We start from the raw sequence: 16,895 nt of genomic DNA on the forward strand, positions 1-16,895 counted from the left end.
AGACACGAATGCGGACAGATCAGTCCATTGCGCTCGACCACTATCTGGTTTCGGTTGCCCGTATGGGCGACAGAAACGCACTGGAACACCTGGCCCAGCGCTGGCAGCCGAAGCTGCTGGCGCACGCCCGGCGTCTGATGGGTGAGGAGGAGCCTGCGCGCGAGGCCACCCAGGATGCCTGGTTGGAGATTCTGCGCGGCTTGCCAGGCCTTCGCGAGGCACGCGCCTTTCCTGCCTGGGCCTATCGGATTGTCTCGCGCCGCTGTGCCCGCAGCATCCGCCAACGGCAGAGTAGACGCCAGCGGGATGTTGCCGAGACGTTCGATGCCGTGGCATCCGAAAATGCATCACCTGAGCAAAGCGCTTCGACCGATGAACTGCATGCCGTGCTGGCCGGCCTGTCGGCCCATCACCGCGCCACGCTGGCGCTTTTTTACCTGGAAGGACTGACGGTGACAGAGACTGCCGCCGCACTGGATATCGCCCCGGGCACCGTCAAGACCCGGCTACTGCACGCGCGCAATCGCCTGCGCGCTCGTTTAAAAGGAGACGCACCATGAGCAATGTTGATGACATGATCCGCAAGACCCTGGAAGAACAGGACCGCGCGGTCTGGGCGGAACTGGGCGAGGAGCCCGGGTACCTGCGCCAGGCATTCGGTCTGTTCCGCGGACCGCTGGGCTGGGTGATGAGACTGGTCATGGCGGTCCAGCTGGCACTGTTCGGTACCGGCATCTGGGCAGCGATCAACCTGATGGATGCCAGCGACCCCGTCCGGGCCGTGCAATGGGGTGTTCTGGTCGTGGTGCTGGTCCAGATCATAACGTTCCTGCGCGGCTTTATGGGCAGCCAGTTCGAGGCCAATCGTATTCTGCGCGAACTCGCGTTGGTTCAGCTGAAGCTATCAAGCGGAGCGGCTCCTCACTAGTCAGGCGCGCTGACCTCAGGGTGACAGACCTGACGCACGCAGACGCGCCAGTCCCTCGCGCATAGTGATGAGCGGTTCATAGCCCAGGTCCTCGCGAGCGGCGGAAATATCGTACCAGTGCGCAGTCGAGAGCTGCTGCGCCGACCAGCGCGTCAGCGGTGGCTCGTCGCGACGTCGCGACAGACGCCACCAGCTCTCGGCCGCCGCGCCGATCAGCACCGCTGCCGAGGCCGGTATCGACTGGATCCGGACATCGACGCCAACCGCTGCCAGCAGTGCGTGGATGATTTCTGCCTGGGGCCAGGGGTCCCCGTTGGAGATAAAGTAGGTCCTGCCGTGGCAGGCCGCGTTGTTGTCGAGTGCCGTCAGGGCCAGCAGGTGTGCCCGGGCAGCGTTGTCGATGTAGACCGTATCAATCCGCTTGCTGGCGCCAGGCAGCTTAAGTGTGCCCTGACGGGCGCGCTGCACGAGTCGCGGCAACAGCTGGTTGTCCCCGGGGCCCCAGACCAGATGCGGACGCAGCGACACGGTGCTCAAATCACCGTCGCTGGCCGCCATGACCGTCTGCTCGGCGAGAGCCTTGCTATGTGGGTAAGGCGCCGCGTAATGATCGGGATAGGGTAGAGATTCATTGCCGCCTTCGATATCACCGCCACCGTGCGCGACGCTGGGGGAAGAGGTGAACACCAGACGCCGGATACCCAGAGAACGACAGGCATCGATGACGTTTTCCGTTCCCGTGACGTTGATAGCGTGATAGACGGCCGGATCACCCCAGGCACCGGCCTTGCCTGCTGTGTGAATCACCGCCGAACAGTCCGCGGCGGCCGCCCGCACATCCCCGGGTCGACGGATATCGCCGCGGTACTGGGAAATACCCAGACCAGCCAGCGCCGATGATTCACGGCGCTGCATGGCAATGGGCTCATCACCCTGCGCCAGCAGTTGGCGACAGATGGCCATACCGAGAAAGCCGCCACCCCCGGTTACCAGAATTTTCACAGACGGCGCCCTTCGGTGCTCGCGTTGGTGTCCGTGATCGCGGGTTGCTGCTGCCGGCGCGCATCGGCGCACTGCAGGGCAGCCCACGCAGCCAGCACTTGCCGGTTGATTTTTGAGTTGTGCCGGATATCCACCGGGAAGCCCGGATGAAACAGCACCGCGCCCAGACTCTGCAGCGCAGCGTGCCCCGTGGCCTTTGACCTGACCGCCGCTTCTACCGCCTGCCTGCAGGCCGGCGGCTGACCGCTTCCCGCTCGGTGCAGTTCCACGCACAGCACAGGTACCTGCTCGCCGGCTTCCCCCACGCCGACCAGTGCGCAGCGCTCGACGTCGTCAAGCGTATTGAAGATCGCCTCGATCTGATCGGCGAACAGATCTCCCTGCGCCGTACGCACCCGCTGTGACTTTCGGCCGCAGAACCACAGCCGTCCCTGAGTATCAAGGTAGCCTGCATCGCCCATGCGGTGCCAGAGCCTGCCCTGTGTATCGGCGGTTTTGGCCAGTCGGGTCTGCTCGCTGCGCTGCCAGTAACGATCTGTCGTGGTCGGGCCGCGCACAATGATTTCCCCGACAGCGCCCGCCGCCAGCAGATCATCGGCCGCGAAGGTTTCCAGCGCCTCATCGCAAAGACGCAGGATCGCCACCTCGTTAGGTGCCACAGGGCGTCCGACACAGGTGCCGGCACCTTCCCGCGTGGCGGCAATTAGCTCCGGACTCAGCTCATGGCTGCTGATGCAGGCGACCGGCAGGCACTCGGTGGCACCGTAGGGCGTGTAGACCCTGCCATCGGCAGGCATGGCCTGCTGCATCAGGGACACGGTGTCCGCCGGCACCGCCGCGCCCGCGGAGAGCACCCGTCGCAGCGTTGGCAGCCGACGTTGCTTTTCCCGACAGTGGGTACCGAGGACCTTGAGCAGCGCCGGTGAGCCGAACACGTTGGTTACGGAGAAGCGGTCAATGGCCTGGGCGAGGTAGTCGGGATTGGCCCTGGCCGGGCGGGTCGGGTCCATGTACGGCACCACCGTGGTCATACCCAGTGCCGGATCGAACAGCGCAAAGGGCGGAAACGTGGCAAGGTCAACCTCGCCTGGCTCAATGCCGAAAGTGGCGCGCAGCATGTCGACCTGCGCGGTGAAGTGACGGTGCCGGTACACCACACCCTTGGGGATACCGGTACTGCCGGAGGTAAACAGGATCGCCGCGATCTCCTCCGCCCGGGTATCGGCCAGCACCGGGGGACCGGTGACACCGCCGCGGCGGGCAAGGCCACGCAGCGAGAGGCCACCCCAGCCAAGACGCGGCCCCAGGGTAACGTTGCGATGGATGGAATGAGGCGACCAGCGCAGGATGACGCGGGCCAGCTGTGCCCGGGTGATACCGATGAAGGCTTCCGGTTCGGCTTCTGCCAGACAGGTCTTCAGCGGTTTCAGACCAATACCCGGGTCGATCAGGACCGGGACAATGCCGGCCTTGAACAGCGCAAAAAACAGCGCAAAGAAATCCAGCCCCGGCGGCACCATCAGTGCCACGCGGGCGCCGCGTTCTATCCCGTAATGCTTTAGCCCTCGCGCGTAACAGTCACTCAGCGCGTCGAGTTCGGCGTAGGTGGCACTGTGGTAGTCTACCGTGCCTCTGTGCGCACCCACCGGGTAGTGAATTGCCGGACGCTGCGGCTGCCGGCGCGCCTGCTCAACCAGGGCAGCCGCGACATTGCAGGGGCCGGTGTTTCCCTGCTCAGGGTGCGGCGCGGTCATTGCCCGCAGCATCCTCCAGGGTGCCCGGTTGCTGAGGTGGCGTGGACATCTGGTGTTCCGCGAGACTTTCGCTGGAGGCCAGGAAGGCCTCAATACGGTCCAGCAATGGCTCGCCGCCATCCTCGAGCACATAGTGTCCGCAGTCCGCCAGCGGGTATCGCTGAGCCTCTGGCAAATAATGCTGCCAGTCGCGATAAAAGCTCTGATCGAAAACGAAGTCCTTTAGGCCCCAGACGAGCAGCGCCGGCGTCCGGGCAAAGCGATGCAGCTGTGCGGCCGTTCCGGCCACCAGGTCGTAGCCGCGGTCCCCGGGCTTGAGCGGAATATCCTGCACGAAGCGTACCGTGGCAATGCGGTTCTGCCAGCTGTTGTACGGGCCTGTGTAAGCCGCCCGCACGGCCTTGCTCACCGGCTTCTTGAAGGCAATCCAGGCGGCCATGGCAGAGAAGGCATTCATGCCTCGGACCAGCACCGCACCCAGGCGCGTGCGCCCGGCCAGCCACAGGGCAAAGGGAAAGGGCTTGTCTGCAGGTAGGGGAAAAGCTGCGGTATTGAGAATGACGCAGCGTTCTATCCTCTGCGCACGCGGTGCCGCCCAGCCGAAGCCGATCATGCCGCCCCAGTCGTGTGCAATCAGCGACAGAGGCGTCTCCTCACCGACAGTCGCACGCACCAGCACATCGAGGTCACTGATCCGCCGGGCCAGGTGATAGTCGTAATCTGCGTCATCCGGCTTGTCGGACAGACCGCAACCGATGTGGTCCGGAACGATACAGCGATAACGGTCGCGCAGACGCAGCACAAGATTACGGTAGTAGAACGACCAGGTCGGATTGCCGTGCAGCATCAGCAATACCGGCGCATCCCGCGGACCTTCATCCAGGTAATGCATGCGCTGGCCATCGATGGTAAGCCAGTGTGAGTGGAACGGATACAGATCTTCCGGTGGCCGGTAGGTGGATGGATGCGGCTGCGCGGTCGCCTCACTCATGGGGAATTACCAGACCACCTCGGCCATGGAGCAGTTGAGGCCCGAGCCAATACCCAGGAGCGCAACGCGACTTCCTGTGTCCAGCTTGCCCGCCTCGGCCACCCTGGACAGCACGATCGGTACCGAGGCCGGTCCGACGTTACCCATATGCGGATATATCGTGTGAACCTTCACAGGGTCCAGACCCAGCAGCTGGACCAGTGACTCAGTGTGCACCTTGCTTACCTGATGGATGACGAACTGATCCAGTTCATCCGGGGCCCAGCCGAAGGATTTGCGCGCCTCCGCAAAGGTCTCCGCGGCGAGCTCCAGCCCGGCACCAAGAAGTCCTCGCGTATCCGTCTGCATACGGTCCATATTGCCCTGGCACAGCTTATTGAACCGGGTCGCCGCTCGCGTCACGCTACCGCGATAGCTGTGCCCGTCGGGCGCCAGCTCACGCCTCGCCATGATCATGGCGGCACTGCCCGAGCCCAGCGTCAGTGACGCGAACTCTGCGCGAAACTGTGCTTCTTCCACCTCCGGTGAAAGCAGTCGTGCAATGGTGGCTTCGATCAGTGGACGGCTGGATTCACCATCAACAATCAAGGCGTAATCCACCTCTGCACGCTCAAGCATGCGCGCCGCGATATCCATACCGTTAAGAAAGCCCAGACAGGCATTGGCGACATCGAAATTCAGGCAGTCGGGTGCGAGGCCAAGATTGCCGTGCACCATGCAGGCGGTGGAGGGCTCAAGGAAGTCCCTGGACACCGACGTGTTGATGACCAGGCCGATGCGCGAGCGGTCAATGCCACTGCGCGCAATCGCCTCCTCCGCGGCCAGCGTGGCGGCATCGGAGGGGCTCGTGTGCTCATCCCATAAACCGCGGGACTCAATTCCCGAAATTTCCGCAAGCAGGTTTTCGCGAATACCCAGGCGATCCATGGTGGGCTTCAGGCGCTGCGCGATCTCCTGCGAGCTAAGGCTGACAGGTGCATTCACGGCGACAGGGGCCTGGATAACAACGTTCTTGAAATGCATGGATGGATACTCGGCTGCGTGTCATGGCTGGGACTGCTGCGGATAGGCAGCGCGTGGCGAGCTGCACGTCTCGATGATTTACGGCACAGCCCCGGATGTGCGCGGCATTGTAGCGAATTTGACGCGTTTGCGGGAGTCAGCTCCCGAGGCACAAGTTCCGGTATCGCCCGCAGTGGCGACAAACGCTGGCGCAGCGCCAGTCTTAGCCCCTTTGATAGAAGTCAAGGCGGCGTCATGCCACCTGGCCTATACTCAAAACAGGTGTTTACATGGGGAAATATCATGAACGGTTTGCTGCGTGTTCCTGGTGCCCGTTACGGGCTGGTTCTTCTGTTCATCTCGACCCTCGCCGCCTGCAGCGATGACAGGCCGCCTGTGAAAGGTTTTGTCCTGCCCGAGGGTGACATTGAGCAGGGCAAAGCGGCTTTCCTGTCACTGGGATGTCCACAGTGCCACACCGTCGCTGACTCCGACATCGAGCAACCCGAGAATGCCGAGTTTCAGGTCAGGCTCGGTGGCAGACTGATTCAGGTTGAGCATTACGGCGACCTGCTCACATCCATCGTCAACCCCAGCCACCGCGTGGCCCCCCAACTGCGGCGGCAGGACGATTCTGGCAACGATGAAGGGGCCGTGGTATCGCCAATGCCGGATTTCACCGGGACCATGACAGTCACGCAGCTGATTGATGTCGTCGAGTTCCTGCACTCCAAGTACACTCAGGTGCCGAAGTACTCGGGTCGCTACTACCATTACCCGATCTGAATACTCGAGATCTGTCGCGTTGGTGCCGTGTAGGGTCCAGGCGACGCCATAATCTCCACCCGGCACAATACGGATACCGCATTCGCGCATCTCCTGCGTGCCCTTGACGGGGAACTTCCGAAGTTTCGCGCGCCGGTGATTGCATCTCCCGGCGTCGCATGGGCATGGCGTCAATGCGCGAGAACAGCTCGTCGATGTTCAGGCGCGACGCGCGCATCTTGACACCACCATCCTTGCCGATCAGCAGCACGCGTTGATCGCCGCTGACCGACTCGCCCAGATCGTCTGCAAACGTCGGTGCGACCGCGCCGGGGAAGTTCGTCACCAGAACCTCACCATCCAGGACAAACCAGACTGCGTCGCGCTCCTCGAGTCCAGGGGTATGTTCTTTCAGTGCTGCGATATCCTCTGCAACCGACGCCGAGCCCGATGACAGCACGATAATGACGCGGTTTTTCCAGCGCAGATCCGACAGGTTCCTGAGGCTGAGGGCTTCGAAGCCCGATGCCAATGAACCCGATTGTTCCGCAGAAGACATTGTCGATGTGATCAAGGCCAGCGCCAACATTACGCTACAGGTTCCACGGTGCATCGGGATTCCCCTTATTCCCATTAAAGCCCTGATACCAGAAGGCATATGACCATCGGATGATGAGCTTCAGGGCGACAAACCGTCAATGATATGATGATGCACGAGGCTGGGTGATCCAGCACACCTGGATGGAGACGAAAATATCCGTGTCGACAAGTCGCCTTTGTGCTGGTTTCGGGAGTGGAAGTGAAGCCTGACGCGCAGTCCATCGTTCTCCTCGATGGCGGGCTTGGCCAGGAAATCTACCGCAGGGCGAAGGACATAAGCTCTCCACTGTGGTCGGTTGCCGTCATGCTCGAAAAACCCGAGATTGTCACGGCTGTTCACGCAGACTTTATCCGTGCGGGAGCCCGAACCCTGACCCTGAATACCTATACCGCCACGCCCGATCGTCTACGAAAAAATGGGGCTCTCAGTCAGATGGGCGCTATTCACCATCAGGCGTTCGAAGCGCTGGAGAGAGCCATGGAAGCGACGGGTACCGAGGTGGATGTTGCTGGTTGCCTCCCACCGTTGTTCGGGAGCTACAGGGGCCAGCCGGAACGATCTTTCGAGGATTTGCGCGGGGAATACGCGACGCTCGTCGAGCTCCAGCAACGTGCCGACGTCATGTTGATTGAAACCATGACCAACACCCTTGAAGCACGGGCAGCATGCGATGCGGCGAGGGAACTCGGCAAACCCTTTGCCGTGTCATTCCGCCTGGAGGCGAATGGTGGCCTGAAATCGGGTGAAAGCCTCGCGAAAGCCGTCTCTACGGCTGCACATTACGCACCCACGGCCGTGATGTTGAATTGCTGTGACCTCGAAACACTCACCACCGCGATGCCCGAACTGGTTGCACTCTATCCAAGGGTAGGCGGCTACGCCAATGCGTTTGAAAGTGTCGAGAGCGTAGCGAACGGTGGACTGGTAGACACCCTTGAAGCACGGGAGGACGTCTCACCGGCAACCTATGGCGCGGCCGTGGAACAGTGGTTGAACAATGGCGCCGTGGTTACCGGTGGTTGTTGTGAGATTACACCCGCCCACATCCGTTATCTGGCGGATAGCTTCAACAATCAATGCGAGATCATCGGGTTGTCGCAGTTGGGGGCCCGGCCATAGAAGGACTGATCACCTGAACGGCTTGTTGTGTTCAACAGCAAAACATCAGGCGTTGTTGACGTGTCCATAACAAGGGAGTGCCACCGCTAAAACCGGTATCCCAGCGAGAGCCGAACGGCGTCGTAATCCACTTGCGACGACTGGTATTCAAGGCCAACATCCAAGCGTGGCAGGAATTGCCATGTGACGCCAGCGCCGTAGGTGAACGCTGTGCCCGAATCATCGGGAAGAACATCATCCCGATCCAGTTTCCATCGCTGTGCACCCAGGGTCCCGAACACCGTCCAGTCAGGTGCAAATTCATAGCGCGGAAGCAGGGCCGCGTGCCATGATCTGAGGCCAACCTCTTCACGAATGACCACAGCGGGACAGATCGCGTCCGCGGGACATGTGTTCACACCACGCAGGTTGTCCGCCTCCTCGTACATCACGCGAACTCCAAGCATGGGCAACACATCATAGCCAAGGCTGACACCCAGAGCGGTTGCATCATCATCCACGTCGTTCCACCAGGGCCCGCTGTCCGTTACCCGTCGACTGACCTCGGCCACTCCCACGTGGAGCGCAGCGGACCATGGCTTGTCCTGCGCGCTCGCAGACGGCAGGCCCGGCGCTACGAATGGGAGAACAAGCAGCGTCATCGTGATGACTGAAGATCGCATGGAATTTTCCCTCCTGCTTTCCTCTATGCATTTCATAAAGACGAGGCTACCGCCTGGTGGCGGCGTCTTTCAAGCGACGTGGAACCTATGCTGGCGATACGCAGATCCGCTGTTATATGCTCACGACATGCGTGCGGCGCTATTTCATGCTGCCTGGCGTGATCCTGCCACCGGGCAAACCCTATCGTCGTGTAGAGCTGATCGCAGGCATTAGCGTCTTCACCCTCCTTATTGCTCTGAGACTACCCGAATCTGGCATTCCACCCGCGACTGTAAACAAACGGCAACGCCATCGAAATCAGCCTGTAACAAATCTATGGCTTACTTTTGGGCAAGACTCAGGAAAATAAGAATGGCCGACATACTGATAGGCAAATGAAAAGGGGCCCCGTTGGGGCCCTTCGGTTTGATGAATACAGGGATAACAGGGGCGTAGCCCGGGGTTGAGTGAGTCGATAGGTCAATAGCTGTTCCGGTGTTGCCTGCTTGAGACCCCTGAAAAAGGACGGTTACTCAACCGGGCTGTCATCCCGCATGGCCTTTCGGAAGCCTGAAATAGCGTTCCCCAGATCAGCACCCAGGGATCCAAGATGCTTGCCGCCAAATACCAGCAAGATCATCGCAAACACAATTAGTAGCTGCCAGACTCCAATTCCACCAATACCCATTTGTCAATCTCCCTGAAACGTGAAGATGGGGGCGCAGAGCGCCCCCGCGTAATACATTGGCCAATCAGGAACCGACCCTACCGCCGTCCTTGCGACGCAGCACGACCGTGCAATCACGCGGTACGCGCCCACTGCCATCCGGTGCCGGGAAGTTTGTCGCGGCGGGGCTGCCATTACCGGGGTGCTGCACATTGATAAATGCATAGCGATAATCGGGCGTAGTTGCGTAACCCGTAATCTCATCCCCGGAGACACCAACAAACAGACGCTTTGGCTCCGGCTTTCCGGGCGCAGTCGTATCGAACACCACCAGCTGGTCCTGCAGGCCGTCAGGCTGACCGCCATCCGTGCCGATGAACAGACGGCCTTCGTCGTCAGCCCACGCTGCGTCGGGGTCCGTTACGACATTTTCCGTGCCACGTGTATCTGAGGCGAGGAAAAACAGCTCCCAGTTGAACCGATTGCTGTTGCGATCGACTGTCTTGATGATATGGCCGTCTGTGTTCGGGGCCTCCGGATTGGCAGCATTGGGCTCAGTTCGTGCACCGTTGTTCGTCAGAGCCCAATAGACCTCTCCGTCCTTTCCGATGGTGGCCCACTCGGGTCGATCCATGGGGGTTGCACCGACGTGGTCAGCCGCGAGGCGCGTGAACACCAGCAGTTCTGCCTGGTCGGCAAACATATCGCCAAGCGTCTTGCCGTCCTTGAACGGCTTCGGGTTGTCGACGGACAGCTCAATCCACTCACCCGTGCCGTCAGCATTGAAGCGCGCTACATACAGGCGTCCATCATCAAGCGGACTCTCGCCGCGGCGGATGTAATTACGCCAGGGCTGTCTTGACTCGTACTTGTAGCAGTAATCAAAGACCTGGTCATCACCCATGTAGGCGGCGATATGACCGCCCTTGATTTCCTTGATCGCCACCGCCTCATGCTTGAAGCGGCCCAGTGCCGTGCGCTTGACGGGTTTTGCATCGGGATTGAACGGATCGATCTCGACACACCAGCCAAAGCGGTGCTGTTCGTTTGCGTAATCTTCATTTGCAAGATCAAAGCGCTCGTCAAACAGGTGCCATCCATAACCGAATCCATTGTTACTAAAGCCGTAGCGATCCTGGGCGCTGTCATTTTGCCGATCCGGCTCATTCGAACCGAAGTAGCCGTTGAAGTTCTCCTCGCAAGTTATGTAGGTGCCCCAGGGAGTTGGACCGGAGCCACAGTTGTTGGCCGTACCCATGGGCGGGTTACCCGCCAGATTCTGCAGCAGCGGACTGCCCGCGGCTGGTCCCGAGAACGTCACCTCTGTGTTGACGTGTATGCGCCGATTGAATCGGCTATCGGTGACGAGTTCCCAATCATCGCTGCCGCGGGCCTTGCGGATGTCGGCCACCGTGACGCCGTGCACGTGCTGCGACAGGCGTACATCCTCCAATGAATCCGGCATTGCCTTGCCCAGCACATGGCCATTGGTGCCGTACTCATGATTGACTACCAACAGGCCACGAGTACTGCTCAGCTGGTAGCCATTGGCGACAAAATCGCTATAGCGGTTGTTTTCGGGATAGAACCACATGCCATCGTGGCCGATGCCGACTTGCCGGGTGGCTTCGTCCGCCGTGGGTCGGCTATCGGGATCTCCATCATAGCCAGTGGCACCCGACACCAGCGGCGTGCCCCAGGGAATGAGAGTCTGGTATTCGTAATCGTTTGAAATATGCGGAATACGGGCATTCGAAGAACCCTGCTCCACGCTTACCGGTGTAAAGGTAACAAGATTGCCGGCATCCACGCCGGACTGAAAGGGTTTACCTTTCGCCTTGCCGTTGGCTTTTCCGTTACCTTTGCCAGCGGCCTTGGCAAGAGCCGATGGCGCGAAAAAGCCCGCTGCCGCCGCTGCCAGGCTGCCCTTCATGAGGCTACGTCGGGCGACACCTCGATTTACGATATCAGAGAAGTGCGTATTGCCTGAAATATTTGAGGCAACATTCTCCATATCATCGTGCAGGCTTGCATTATTGGGGGAATTATCAGTGATCATCGCATTCTCCAGTTGTGTAGCGAAGCTGATCGGATGGCGCTGCCACGAGACAGGAAAGTGTCCGCGTGCGCAGCATCAATACGCTACGCCCTCTCGATGAACAAAAAGCGTTATTTAAAAGACAGTTTGGAGAAGGTTGTGTGACAAGGACGAAGTGTGCGATTTATCACCCCATCACTTTCTCAAGGCCTGACAGAACGCCGATCCCGACGGCGGCAGGAGTCGTGGCCTGCTGAGCCTCATGCGCCGCCATGTGGCGTTTCTCGAAGAGCAACGGGGTCACTGAGGGTCACCATACCAAGATGGAAATGATGACCAGGAGGGCTTACGGATTCAGGAATTTTGAGAACTATCGATTGAGAGTCTTAACCCATTGTGGATGGGATGGCATTATTAATCGCGTTTAGTGAAAACCGGTGCATCCCCCGTTAAGTGGGTAGAGCCGGAGAGCCTAGGTGGGTAGAGCCGAGCCGATAAATGGCGGAGAGAGAGGGATTCGAACCCTCGATAGGGCTATAAACCCTATACTCCCTTAGCAGGGGAGCGCCTTCAGCCACTCGGCCACCTCTCCGTGGCGCGGAATCATATCACTGGGCGAGACAAGAAATCAAAAAATCAGATTCCCGTCAGGAGGACTCGTTGTCTTCGGCCGGCTTGTCAGCAATACGCTGGTAGATCTCTTCCCGGTGCACCGCCACGTCCTTGGGCGCATCGACGCCAATACGGACCTGGTTTCCCTTGACGCCGAGTACGGTGATAGTGATGTTGTCGCCAACGATGAGCGACTCGTTTACCTTGCGCGTGAGAATCAACATATCGTTCAGCCTGTATCGTCCGTGATCGCCGCAGTCGGCGCTTGCTTGCGGATGCCGGGCCACTCTCACCCCGCCCCATCGATACCGTTCTAGCGGTTTACCCACCGCAGACCAACCCATTCCGTGGGCTTAGGCAGCGTGCTCGTCCCGGGGTTCCCCGTCCAGCCCGAATGAGGAATGCAGCGCGCGCACGGCGAGCTCCATGTATTTTTCCTCGATGATCACCGAAATCTTGATTTCAGACGTCGTGATCATCTGGATATTGATGCCGACCTCGGCCAGGGCCGCGAACATCTGACTGGCAACGCCGGCGTGGGAACGCATGCCAACGCCAACAACGGAAACCTTGGCGATGCGGCTGTCGCTGCGAACCTCGGCAGAATCCATGGTTGCGACCACCTCGCGCAATACCGCCTCGGCCTCGGCCAGATCGTTGCGGGCGACGGTGAAGGTGAAGTCGGTGGTGTTATCGCCGGCGACATTTTGCACAATGACGTCGACTTCGATATTGGCTTCGCCAATCGGCCCGAGAATGCGATAGGCGGCGCCCGGCGTATCGGGCACGCCGCGCACGGTGAGCTTGGCCTCGTCGCGATTGAAGGCGATGCCGGCAATGGTTGGCGTTTCCATGGACTCGTCCTCCTCGAGGGTGATCAGCGTGCCCGGGCCGTCCTTGAAGCTGTGCAGGACACGCAGCGGCACATGGTATTTACCGGCGAATTCCACGGCGCGTATCTGCAGCACGCGGGAGCCCATACTGGCCATTTCCAGCATCTCCTCGAAGGTGATGCGATCGAGGCGTCGCGCGCCGTCCACAACCCGCGGGTCCGTGGTGTAGACGCCGTCGACGTCCGTATAGATCTGGCATTCGTCGGCCTTCAATGCCGCCGCCAACGCGACGGCAGTGGTGTCCGAGCCGCCTCTGCCGAGCGTCGTGATGTTGCCGTGCTCGTCCACGCCCTGAAAGCCGGCCACGACCACTACGCTGCCCCTGGCAAGATCGGCGTGCATTCGCTGGTTGTCGATCTCGCGGATGCGCGCCTTGGTGTGGGCACTGTCGGTGAGGATGCGCACCTGGGAGCCGGTGTAGCTCCTGGCGCTGAGCCCGCGCTTCTCCAGCGCCATGGCGAGCAGCGCCGTGGTCACCTGCTCACCAGTGGAAACCAGCACGTCGAGTTCACGCGGCAGGGGGTGCTCGGTGATTTCGTGCGCCATGCCGATGAGCCGATTGGTTTCGCCACTCATGGCGGACACCACAACCACGATATCGTGACCTGAGGCGCGAAAGGCGGCGACTTTATCCGCTACCTGCTCAATACGGGCGACTGAGCCGACAGAGGTACCGCCGAACTTCTGGACAATCAGACTCACGCACTGACGCCCATCCGCTCAGCGACCCAGTCGGGAATGGCCGCCAGCACGCTGTCCAGCGCAGCGACATCGGTGCCGCCGCCCTGGGCCATGTCGGGACGACCGCCGCCCTTGCCGCCGAGACGGCCGGCAAACTCGCGCATTACGTCGCCGGCCTTGATGCGGTCGGTCAGGTCAGCCGTGACACCACAGGTCAATGACACCTTGTCGTCACTCACTGTAGAGAGGAACACGACGCCGCTGCCGAGCTTGTTCTTGCACTGGTCCATGGTCTCTCGCAGGGTTTTCGCGTCGGCACCGTCAACGTTGACGGCCAGTACTCTCGTATCACCCACCGCGACGGCGCGGGATGTCAGATCACCACCGGCGGAAGTGGCAAGCTTCTGTTTCAGGCGCGCCACGTCCTTTTCCAGCTCTCTCGCCTCGCTGCGCAGGCCGACAACCCGATCCACCAGCGTTGCCGGGGTTGCCTTCACGGCCTCGCACAGTGACCTCAGCTGTTCCGACTGGGCATCGACGGCGGCAATGGCGCCTTCGCCAGTCACGGCCTCGATCCGGCGCACGCCGGCGGCAACGCCGGCTTCTGCGGTAATGTGGAAAAGGCCGATATCACCCGTACGGTCCACGTGGGTACCACCGCAAAGCTCCACGGAGAAGTCGTTCTCGCCCATGCTGAGCACACGCACTTCTTCCCCATACTTCTCGCCGAACAGCGCCATCGCACCCGCTGCCATGGCCTCGTCCATGCTCATGAGACGGGTGGTCACGGGCGTATTCGCCCGGATCTGTGCATTCACGCGCTCGCTGATGGCTCGCAGCTGTTCGTGGGTCACCGCGTCTGGGTGGGAGAAATCAAAGCGTAGCCGGCGCGAATCCACCAGCGAGCCCTTCTGGGCGACATGGTCTCCCAGAATTTCCCGCAGCGCAGCGTGCAGCAGGTGGGTTGCCGAGTGATTCAGGCGTGTGCGCTGGCGCAGGCTGTTGTTCACGCAGGCCGCCAGGGTGTCCCCCGCTGACACCTGGCCCTCAAGCACTTTCACATGATGCAGGTGATGGGACTGGGCCTTGGTCGTGTCAGTCACTTCCAGACGCACGCCATCCGCGGCCAGAAAACCGGTGTCTCCCATCTGTCCGCCCGACTCGGCGTAGAAGGGGGTACTGTCGAGCACCACCACGCCACTGTCGTCAGCCGAGAGCGAGGTCACCGGTTCACCGTCGCGCAGCAGGGCGAGCACGCGACCGCTGCCGTCGATACCATCGTAGCCGGTGAACTGTGTGCTGCCCTCGAGCTTGAGTGCGGCGTTGTAGTCAACGCGGAAGCTGCCGCCTTCCTTGGAGCGTTCGCGCTGGGCGTTCATGGCGGCCTCGTAGCCTTCCATGTCCAGCGTCAGGCCGCGTTCACGGGCGATGTCGTTGGTCAGGTCGGTCGGGAAGCCGTAGGTGTCGTACAGCCGGAATACCAGGTCGCCGGGGATCTCGTCGCCATCGAGTCCCGCCAGAGCCTCGTCGAGAATGGCCATGCCGTTGTCCAGCGTCTTGGCGAACTGCTCTTCTTCCGCCAGTAGTGCCTTTTCGATGGCCGCCTGCTGTCGTCGCAGCTCCGGGTAGGCATCGCCCATCTGTTCGACCAGGGGCGCTACCAGGCGATGGAAAAAGGGTCTGTCCGCCCCGAGCTTGTTGCCGTGGCGGATGGCCCGGCGCAGGATGCGGCGCAGAACGTAGCCACGGCCTTCGTTGCCCGGTAGTACGCCGTCCACGACGAGGAAGGCACAGGAGCGGATGTGATCGGCAATCACCCGCAGCGATGACGCGTCGCGGTCGGTCACGCCCAGGGTATTGGCGGCGGCGTTGATCAGGGCCTGGAACAGGTCGATCTCGTAGTTGCTGTGCACGCCCTGCAGCACGGCAGCGATACGTTCAAGCCCCATGCCGGTATCGACCGAGGGCTTGGGCAGGGGGTTCATTTCTCCGGAGGCATCGCGATTGAACTGCATGAACACCAGGTTCCAGATCTCGATATAACGATCGAGATCGTCGTCAGGGCTGCCGGGAGGGCCGCCAGGGACGTCTGGGCCGTGGTCGTAGAACACTTCGGAACAGGGGCCACAGGGACCGGTGTCCCCCATCTGCCAGAAATTGTCCTCATCCAGCCGCGAGATGCGCGCGGCGGGGAAGCCGATGTCCTCGATCCAGATCTGCTCGGCCTCATCGTCTGAGACATGCACCGTGACCCACAGGCGCTCCGGCGGCAGCCCCAGTTCCTCGGTGAGAAAGGTCCAGGCAAGGCGAATGGCGTCGCGCTTGAAATAGTCGCCGAAGCTGAAGTTGCCGAGCATCTCGAAAAAAGTGTGGTGGCGCGCGGTATAGCCGACGTTTTCCAGGTCGTTGTGCTTGCCGCCAGCACGCACGCAGCGCTGGGAGCTGGTCGCGCGCAGGTAAGGACGCGGATCGTTGCCAAGGAAGGTGTCCTTGAACTGATTCATGCCGGCGTTGGTGAACAGCAGCGTCGGGTCGTCCACGGGAACCAGCGAACTGCTGGGCACCCGGGTATGCCCGTGGCTCTCGAAAAACGCCAGGAATGCCTCGCGTATGTCTCCGGTCTTCATAGTGGGTCTCTGTCAGTACAGGGCGGGGTCAGCCCGCCAGATGGCCTTCGGCGAATTCCCGGCCGGCGATAATGTGCAGGTGCAGGTGGAAAACGGTCTGGCCTGCCGCTTCACCATTGTTGACGATAAGGCGGAAGGCATCGCCGACGCCTTCCTGCCGGGCGATTTTTCCCGCGGCGAGCATAAGGTGACCGAGAAGTGCCTGGTCATCGGCGCTGGCATCCGAAAGTCTGGCGATAGCCTTCTTCGGAATCACCAGCACGTGCACCGGGGCCTGCGGATTGATGTCGCGTATGGCGATGCAGTGCTCGTCCTCGTACAGCTTGTCTGCCGGGATGTCCCCGGCGATGATCTTGCCAAAAATAGTCTCGGACACGGCTTACCCCAGTTTCTCGTCGGCGGTGAGCTGGCGTGCTTCGCTCTCGAGCATCACGGGAATACCATCGCGCACCGGGTAGGCGAGCCCGCTGGCCTTGCACACCAGCTCTTCTTTTTCCGCATCATACTGCAGTGGCGCCTTCGTCACCGGGCACACCAGGATGCTGAGCAGTTTCTTGTCGATCATACTGACTC

17 protein-coding genes, 1 tRNA gene and 1 pseudogene are annotated in these 16,895 nt (G+C 60.9%); 5 read left to right on the forward strand and 14 right to left on the reverse strand.

Going from position 1 to position 16,895, the window contains the following annotated elements; all coding sequences use genetic code 11:
- Positions 1–8: 8 nt before the first annotated feature.
- Positions 9–560, forward strand: a complete 552-nt coding sequence (locus EV688_RS08835) for an RNA polymerase sigma factor (RefSeq protein WP_117315984.1) — start codon at positions 9–11, stop codon at positions 558–560.
- On the forward strand, positions 557–928 hold the full coding sequence (locus EV688_RS08840; RefSeq protein WP_117315982.1) for a DUF6768 family protein: 372 nt from the start codon (positions 557–559) through the stop codon (positions 926–928). The genes EV688_RS08835 and EV688_RS08840 overlap by 4 nt, the downstream gene beginning before the upstream one ends.
- A 15-nt stretch (positions 929–943) precedes the next feature.
- Here the strand turns inward: EV688_RS08840 and EV688_RS08845 are convergent, their stop codons facing one another.
- The 4 genes from EV688_RS08845 to EV688_RS08860 are packed head-to-tail and all read right to left on the reverse strand — an operon-like array spanning position 944 to position 5,698.
- On the reverse strand, positions 944–1,930 hold the full coding sequence (locus EV688_RS08845; RefSeq protein WP_117315980.1) for an NAD-dependent epimerase/dehydratase family protein: 987 nt from the start codon (positions 1,928–1,930) through the stop codon (positions 944–946).
- On the reverse strand, positions 1,927–3,684 hold the full coding sequence (locus EV688_RS08850) for a fatty acid CoA ligase family protein (protein WP_117315978.1): 1,758 nt from the start codon (positions 3,682–3,684) through the stop codon (positions 1,927–1,929). The genes EV688_RS08845 and EV688_RS08850 overlap by 4 nt, the downstream gene beginning before the upstream one ends.
- Positions 3,665–4,675, reverse strand: coding sequence for an alpha/beta fold hydrolase (locus EV688_RS08855; RefSeq protein WP_117315977.1), 1,011 nt, complete (start codon positions 4,673–4,675; stop codon positions 3,665–3,667). The genes EV688_RS08850 and EV688_RS08855 overlap by 20 nt, the downstream gene beginning before the upstream one ends.
- A 6-nt stretch (positions 4,676–4,681) precedes the next feature.
- On the reverse strand, positions 4,682–5,698 hold the full coding sequence (locus tag EV688_RS08860) for a 3-oxoacyl-ACP synthase III (protein ID WP_117315975.1): 1,017 nt from the start codon (positions 5,696–5,698) through the stop codon (positions 4,682–4,684).
- 282 nt (positions 5,699–5,980) lie between these two features.
- Between EV688_RS08860 and EV688_RS17420 the strand changes: the two genes are divergently transcribed.
- Positions 5,981–6,463, forward strand: a complete 483-nt coding sequence (locus EV688_RS17420) for a c-type cytochrome (RefSeq protein ID WP_162883834.1) — start codon at positions 5,981–5,983, stop codon at positions 6,461–6,463.
- On the opposite strand, the gene EV688_RS17890 is transcribed toward EV688_RS17420, so the two are convergent.
- Entirely contained in the window at positions 6,372–7,100 is a 729-nt protein-coding gene (locus EV688_RS17890; RefSeq protein WP_131917608.1) for a DUF4174 domain-containing protein, read from the reverse strand. The two genes, EV688_RS17420 and EV688_RS17890, sit on opposite strands and share 92 nt — an antisense overlap.
- A gap of 141 nt (positions 7,101–7,241) precedes the next feature.
- Here EV688_RS17890 and EV688_RS08870 point away from each other — a divergent pair, with 141 nt between their 5' ends.
- Positions 7,242–8,162, forward strand: coding sequence for a homocysteine S-methyltransferase family protein (locus tag EV688_RS08870; protein ID WP_117316136.1), 921 nt, complete (start codon positions 7,242–7,244; stop codon positions 8,160–8,162).
- An 86-nt stretch (positions 8,163–8,248) separates the two neighbouring features.
- On the opposite strand, the gene EV688_RS08875 is transcribed toward EV688_RS08870, so the two are convergent.
- From EV688_RS08875 to EV688_RS08885, 3 genes are all read right to left on the reverse strand, one after another.
- Positions 8,249–8,824: a porin family protein gene (locus EV688_RS08875; protein ID WP_162883832.1), complete on the reverse strand. Its 576-nt coding sequence runs from the start codon at positions 8,822–8,824 to the stop codon at positions 8,249–8,251.
- A gap of 509 nt (positions 8,825–9,333) precedes the next feature.
- A complete protein-coding gene (locus EV688_RS08880; RefSeq protein WP_117315970.1) occupies positions 9,334–9,492 on the reverse strand; it encodes a twin-arginine translocase TatA/TatE family subunit in 159 nt (52 codons plus the stop codon).
- Between the two features lie 64 nt (positions 9,493–9,556).
- Entirely contained in the window at positions 9,557–11,530 is a 1,974-nt protein-coding gene (locus tag EV688_RS08885) for a PhoX family protein (protein WP_117315969.1), read from the reverse strand.
- Positions 11,531–11,781: 251 nt separating this feature from the next.
- Here EV688_RS08885 and EV688_RS08890 point away from each other — a divergent pair.
- A pseudogene (locus tag EV688_RS08890) lies at positions 11,782–11,937 on the forward strand (transposase); the annotation flags it as partial.
- 71 nt (positions 11,938–12,008) lie between these two features.
- Here the strand turns inward: EV688_RS08890 and EV688_RS08895 are convergent.
- The 6 genes from EV688_RS08895 to EV688_RS08920 form a co-directional block, all read right to left on the reverse strand.
- Positions 12,009–12,101, reverse strand: a tRNA-Ser gene (locus EV688_RS08895).
- A gap of 55 nt (positions 12,102–12,156) precedes the next feature.
- Entirely contained in the window at positions 12,157–12,345 is a 189-nt protein-coding gene (csrA, locus tag EV688_RS08900) for a carbon storage regulator CsrA (protein WP_117315967.1), read from the reverse strand.
- A 129-nt stretch (positions 12,346–12,474) separates the two neighbouring features.
- Positions 12,475–13,716, reverse strand: coding sequence for an aspartate kinase (locus EV688_RS08905; RefSeq protein WP_117315964.1), 1,242 nt, complete (start codon positions 13,714–13,716; stop codon positions 12,475–12,477).
- Positions 13,713–16,322: an alanine--tRNA ligase gene (gene alaS / locus EV688_RS08910; protein ID WP_117315962.1), complete on the reverse strand. Its 2,610-nt coding sequence runs from the start codon at positions 16,320–16,322 to the stop codon at positions 13,713–13,715. The genes EV688_RS08905 and alaS overlap by 4 nt, the downstream gene beginning before the upstream one ends.
- 28 nt (positions 16,323–16,350) lie before the next feature.
- Positions 16,351–16,698, reverse strand: coding sequence for a histidine triad nucleotide-binding protein (locus EV688_RS08915; protein WP_117315960.1), 348 nt, complete (start codon positions 16,696–16,698; stop codon positions 16,351–16,353).
- Positions 16,699–16,701: 3 nt separating this feature from the next.
- Positions 16,702–16,887, reverse strand: coding sequence for a Trm112 family protein (locus EV688_RS08920; RefSeq protein WP_117315958.1), 186 nt, complete (start codon positions 16,885–16,887; stop codon positions 16,702–16,704).
- Positions 16,888–16,895: the final 8 nt, after the last annotated feature.

This window comes from Chromatocurvus halotolerans (assembly GCF_004340525.1).
Lineage (GTDB): Bacteria > Pseudomonadota > Gammaproteobacteria > Pseudomonadales > Halieaceae > Chromatocurvus > Chromatocurvus halotolerans.

Bases quoted from the DNA above. Each gene is read 5' to 3' on its own strand.
- EV688_RS08920 (WP_117315958.1), bottom strand. From the start codon at position 16,887: ATGATCGACAAGAAACTGCTCAGCATCCTGGTGTGCCCGGTGACGAAG.
- EV688_RS08880 (WP_117315970.1), bottom strand. From the start codon at position 9,492: ATGGGTATTGGTGGAATTGGAGTCTGGCAGCTACTAATTGTGTTTGCG.
- alaS (WP_117315962.1), bottom strand. From the start codon at position 16,322: ATGAAGACCGGAGACATACGCGAGGCATTCCTGGCGTTTTTCGAGAGC.
- EV688_RS08840 (WP_117315982.1), top strand. From the start codon at position 557: ATGAGCAATGTTGATGACATGATCCGCAAGACCCTGGAAGAACAGGAC.
- EV688_RS08855 (WP_117315977.1), bottom strand. From the start codon at position 4,675: ATGAGTGAGGCGACCGCGCAGCCGCATCCATCCACCTACCGGCCACCG.
- EV688_RS08850 (WP_117315978.1), bottom strand. From the start codon at position 3,684: ATGACCGCGCCGCACCCTGAGCAGGGAAACACCGGCCCCTGCAATGTC.
- EV688_RS08860 (WP_117315975.1), bottom strand. From the start codon at position 5,698: ATGCATTTCAAGAACGTTGTTATCCAGGCCCCTGTCGCCGTGAATGCA.
- EV688_RS08875 (WP_162883832.1), bottom strand. From the start codon at position 8,824: ATGCGATCTTCAGTCATCACGATGACGCTGCTTGTTCTCCCATTCGTA.
- EV688_RS08835 (WP_117315984.1), top strand. From the start codon at position 9: ATGCGGACAGATCAGTCCATTGCGCTCGACCACTATCTGGTTTCGGTT.
- EV688_RS17890 (WP_131917608.1), bottom strand. From the start codon at position 7,100: ATGCCTTCTGGTATCAGGGCTTTAATGGGAATAAGGGGAATCCCGATG.
- EV688_RS17420 (WP_162883834.1), top strand. From the start codon at position 5,981: ATGAACGGTTTGCTGCGTGTTCCTGGTGCCCGTTACGGGCTGGTTCTT.
- csrA (WP_117315967.1), bottom strand. From the start codon at position 12,345: ATGTTGATTCTCACGCGCAAGGTAAACGAGTCGCTCATCGTTGGCGAC.
- EV688_RS08885 (WP_117315969.1), bottom strand. From the start codon at position 11,530: ATGATCACTGATAATTCCCCCAATAATGCAAGCCTGCACGATGATATG.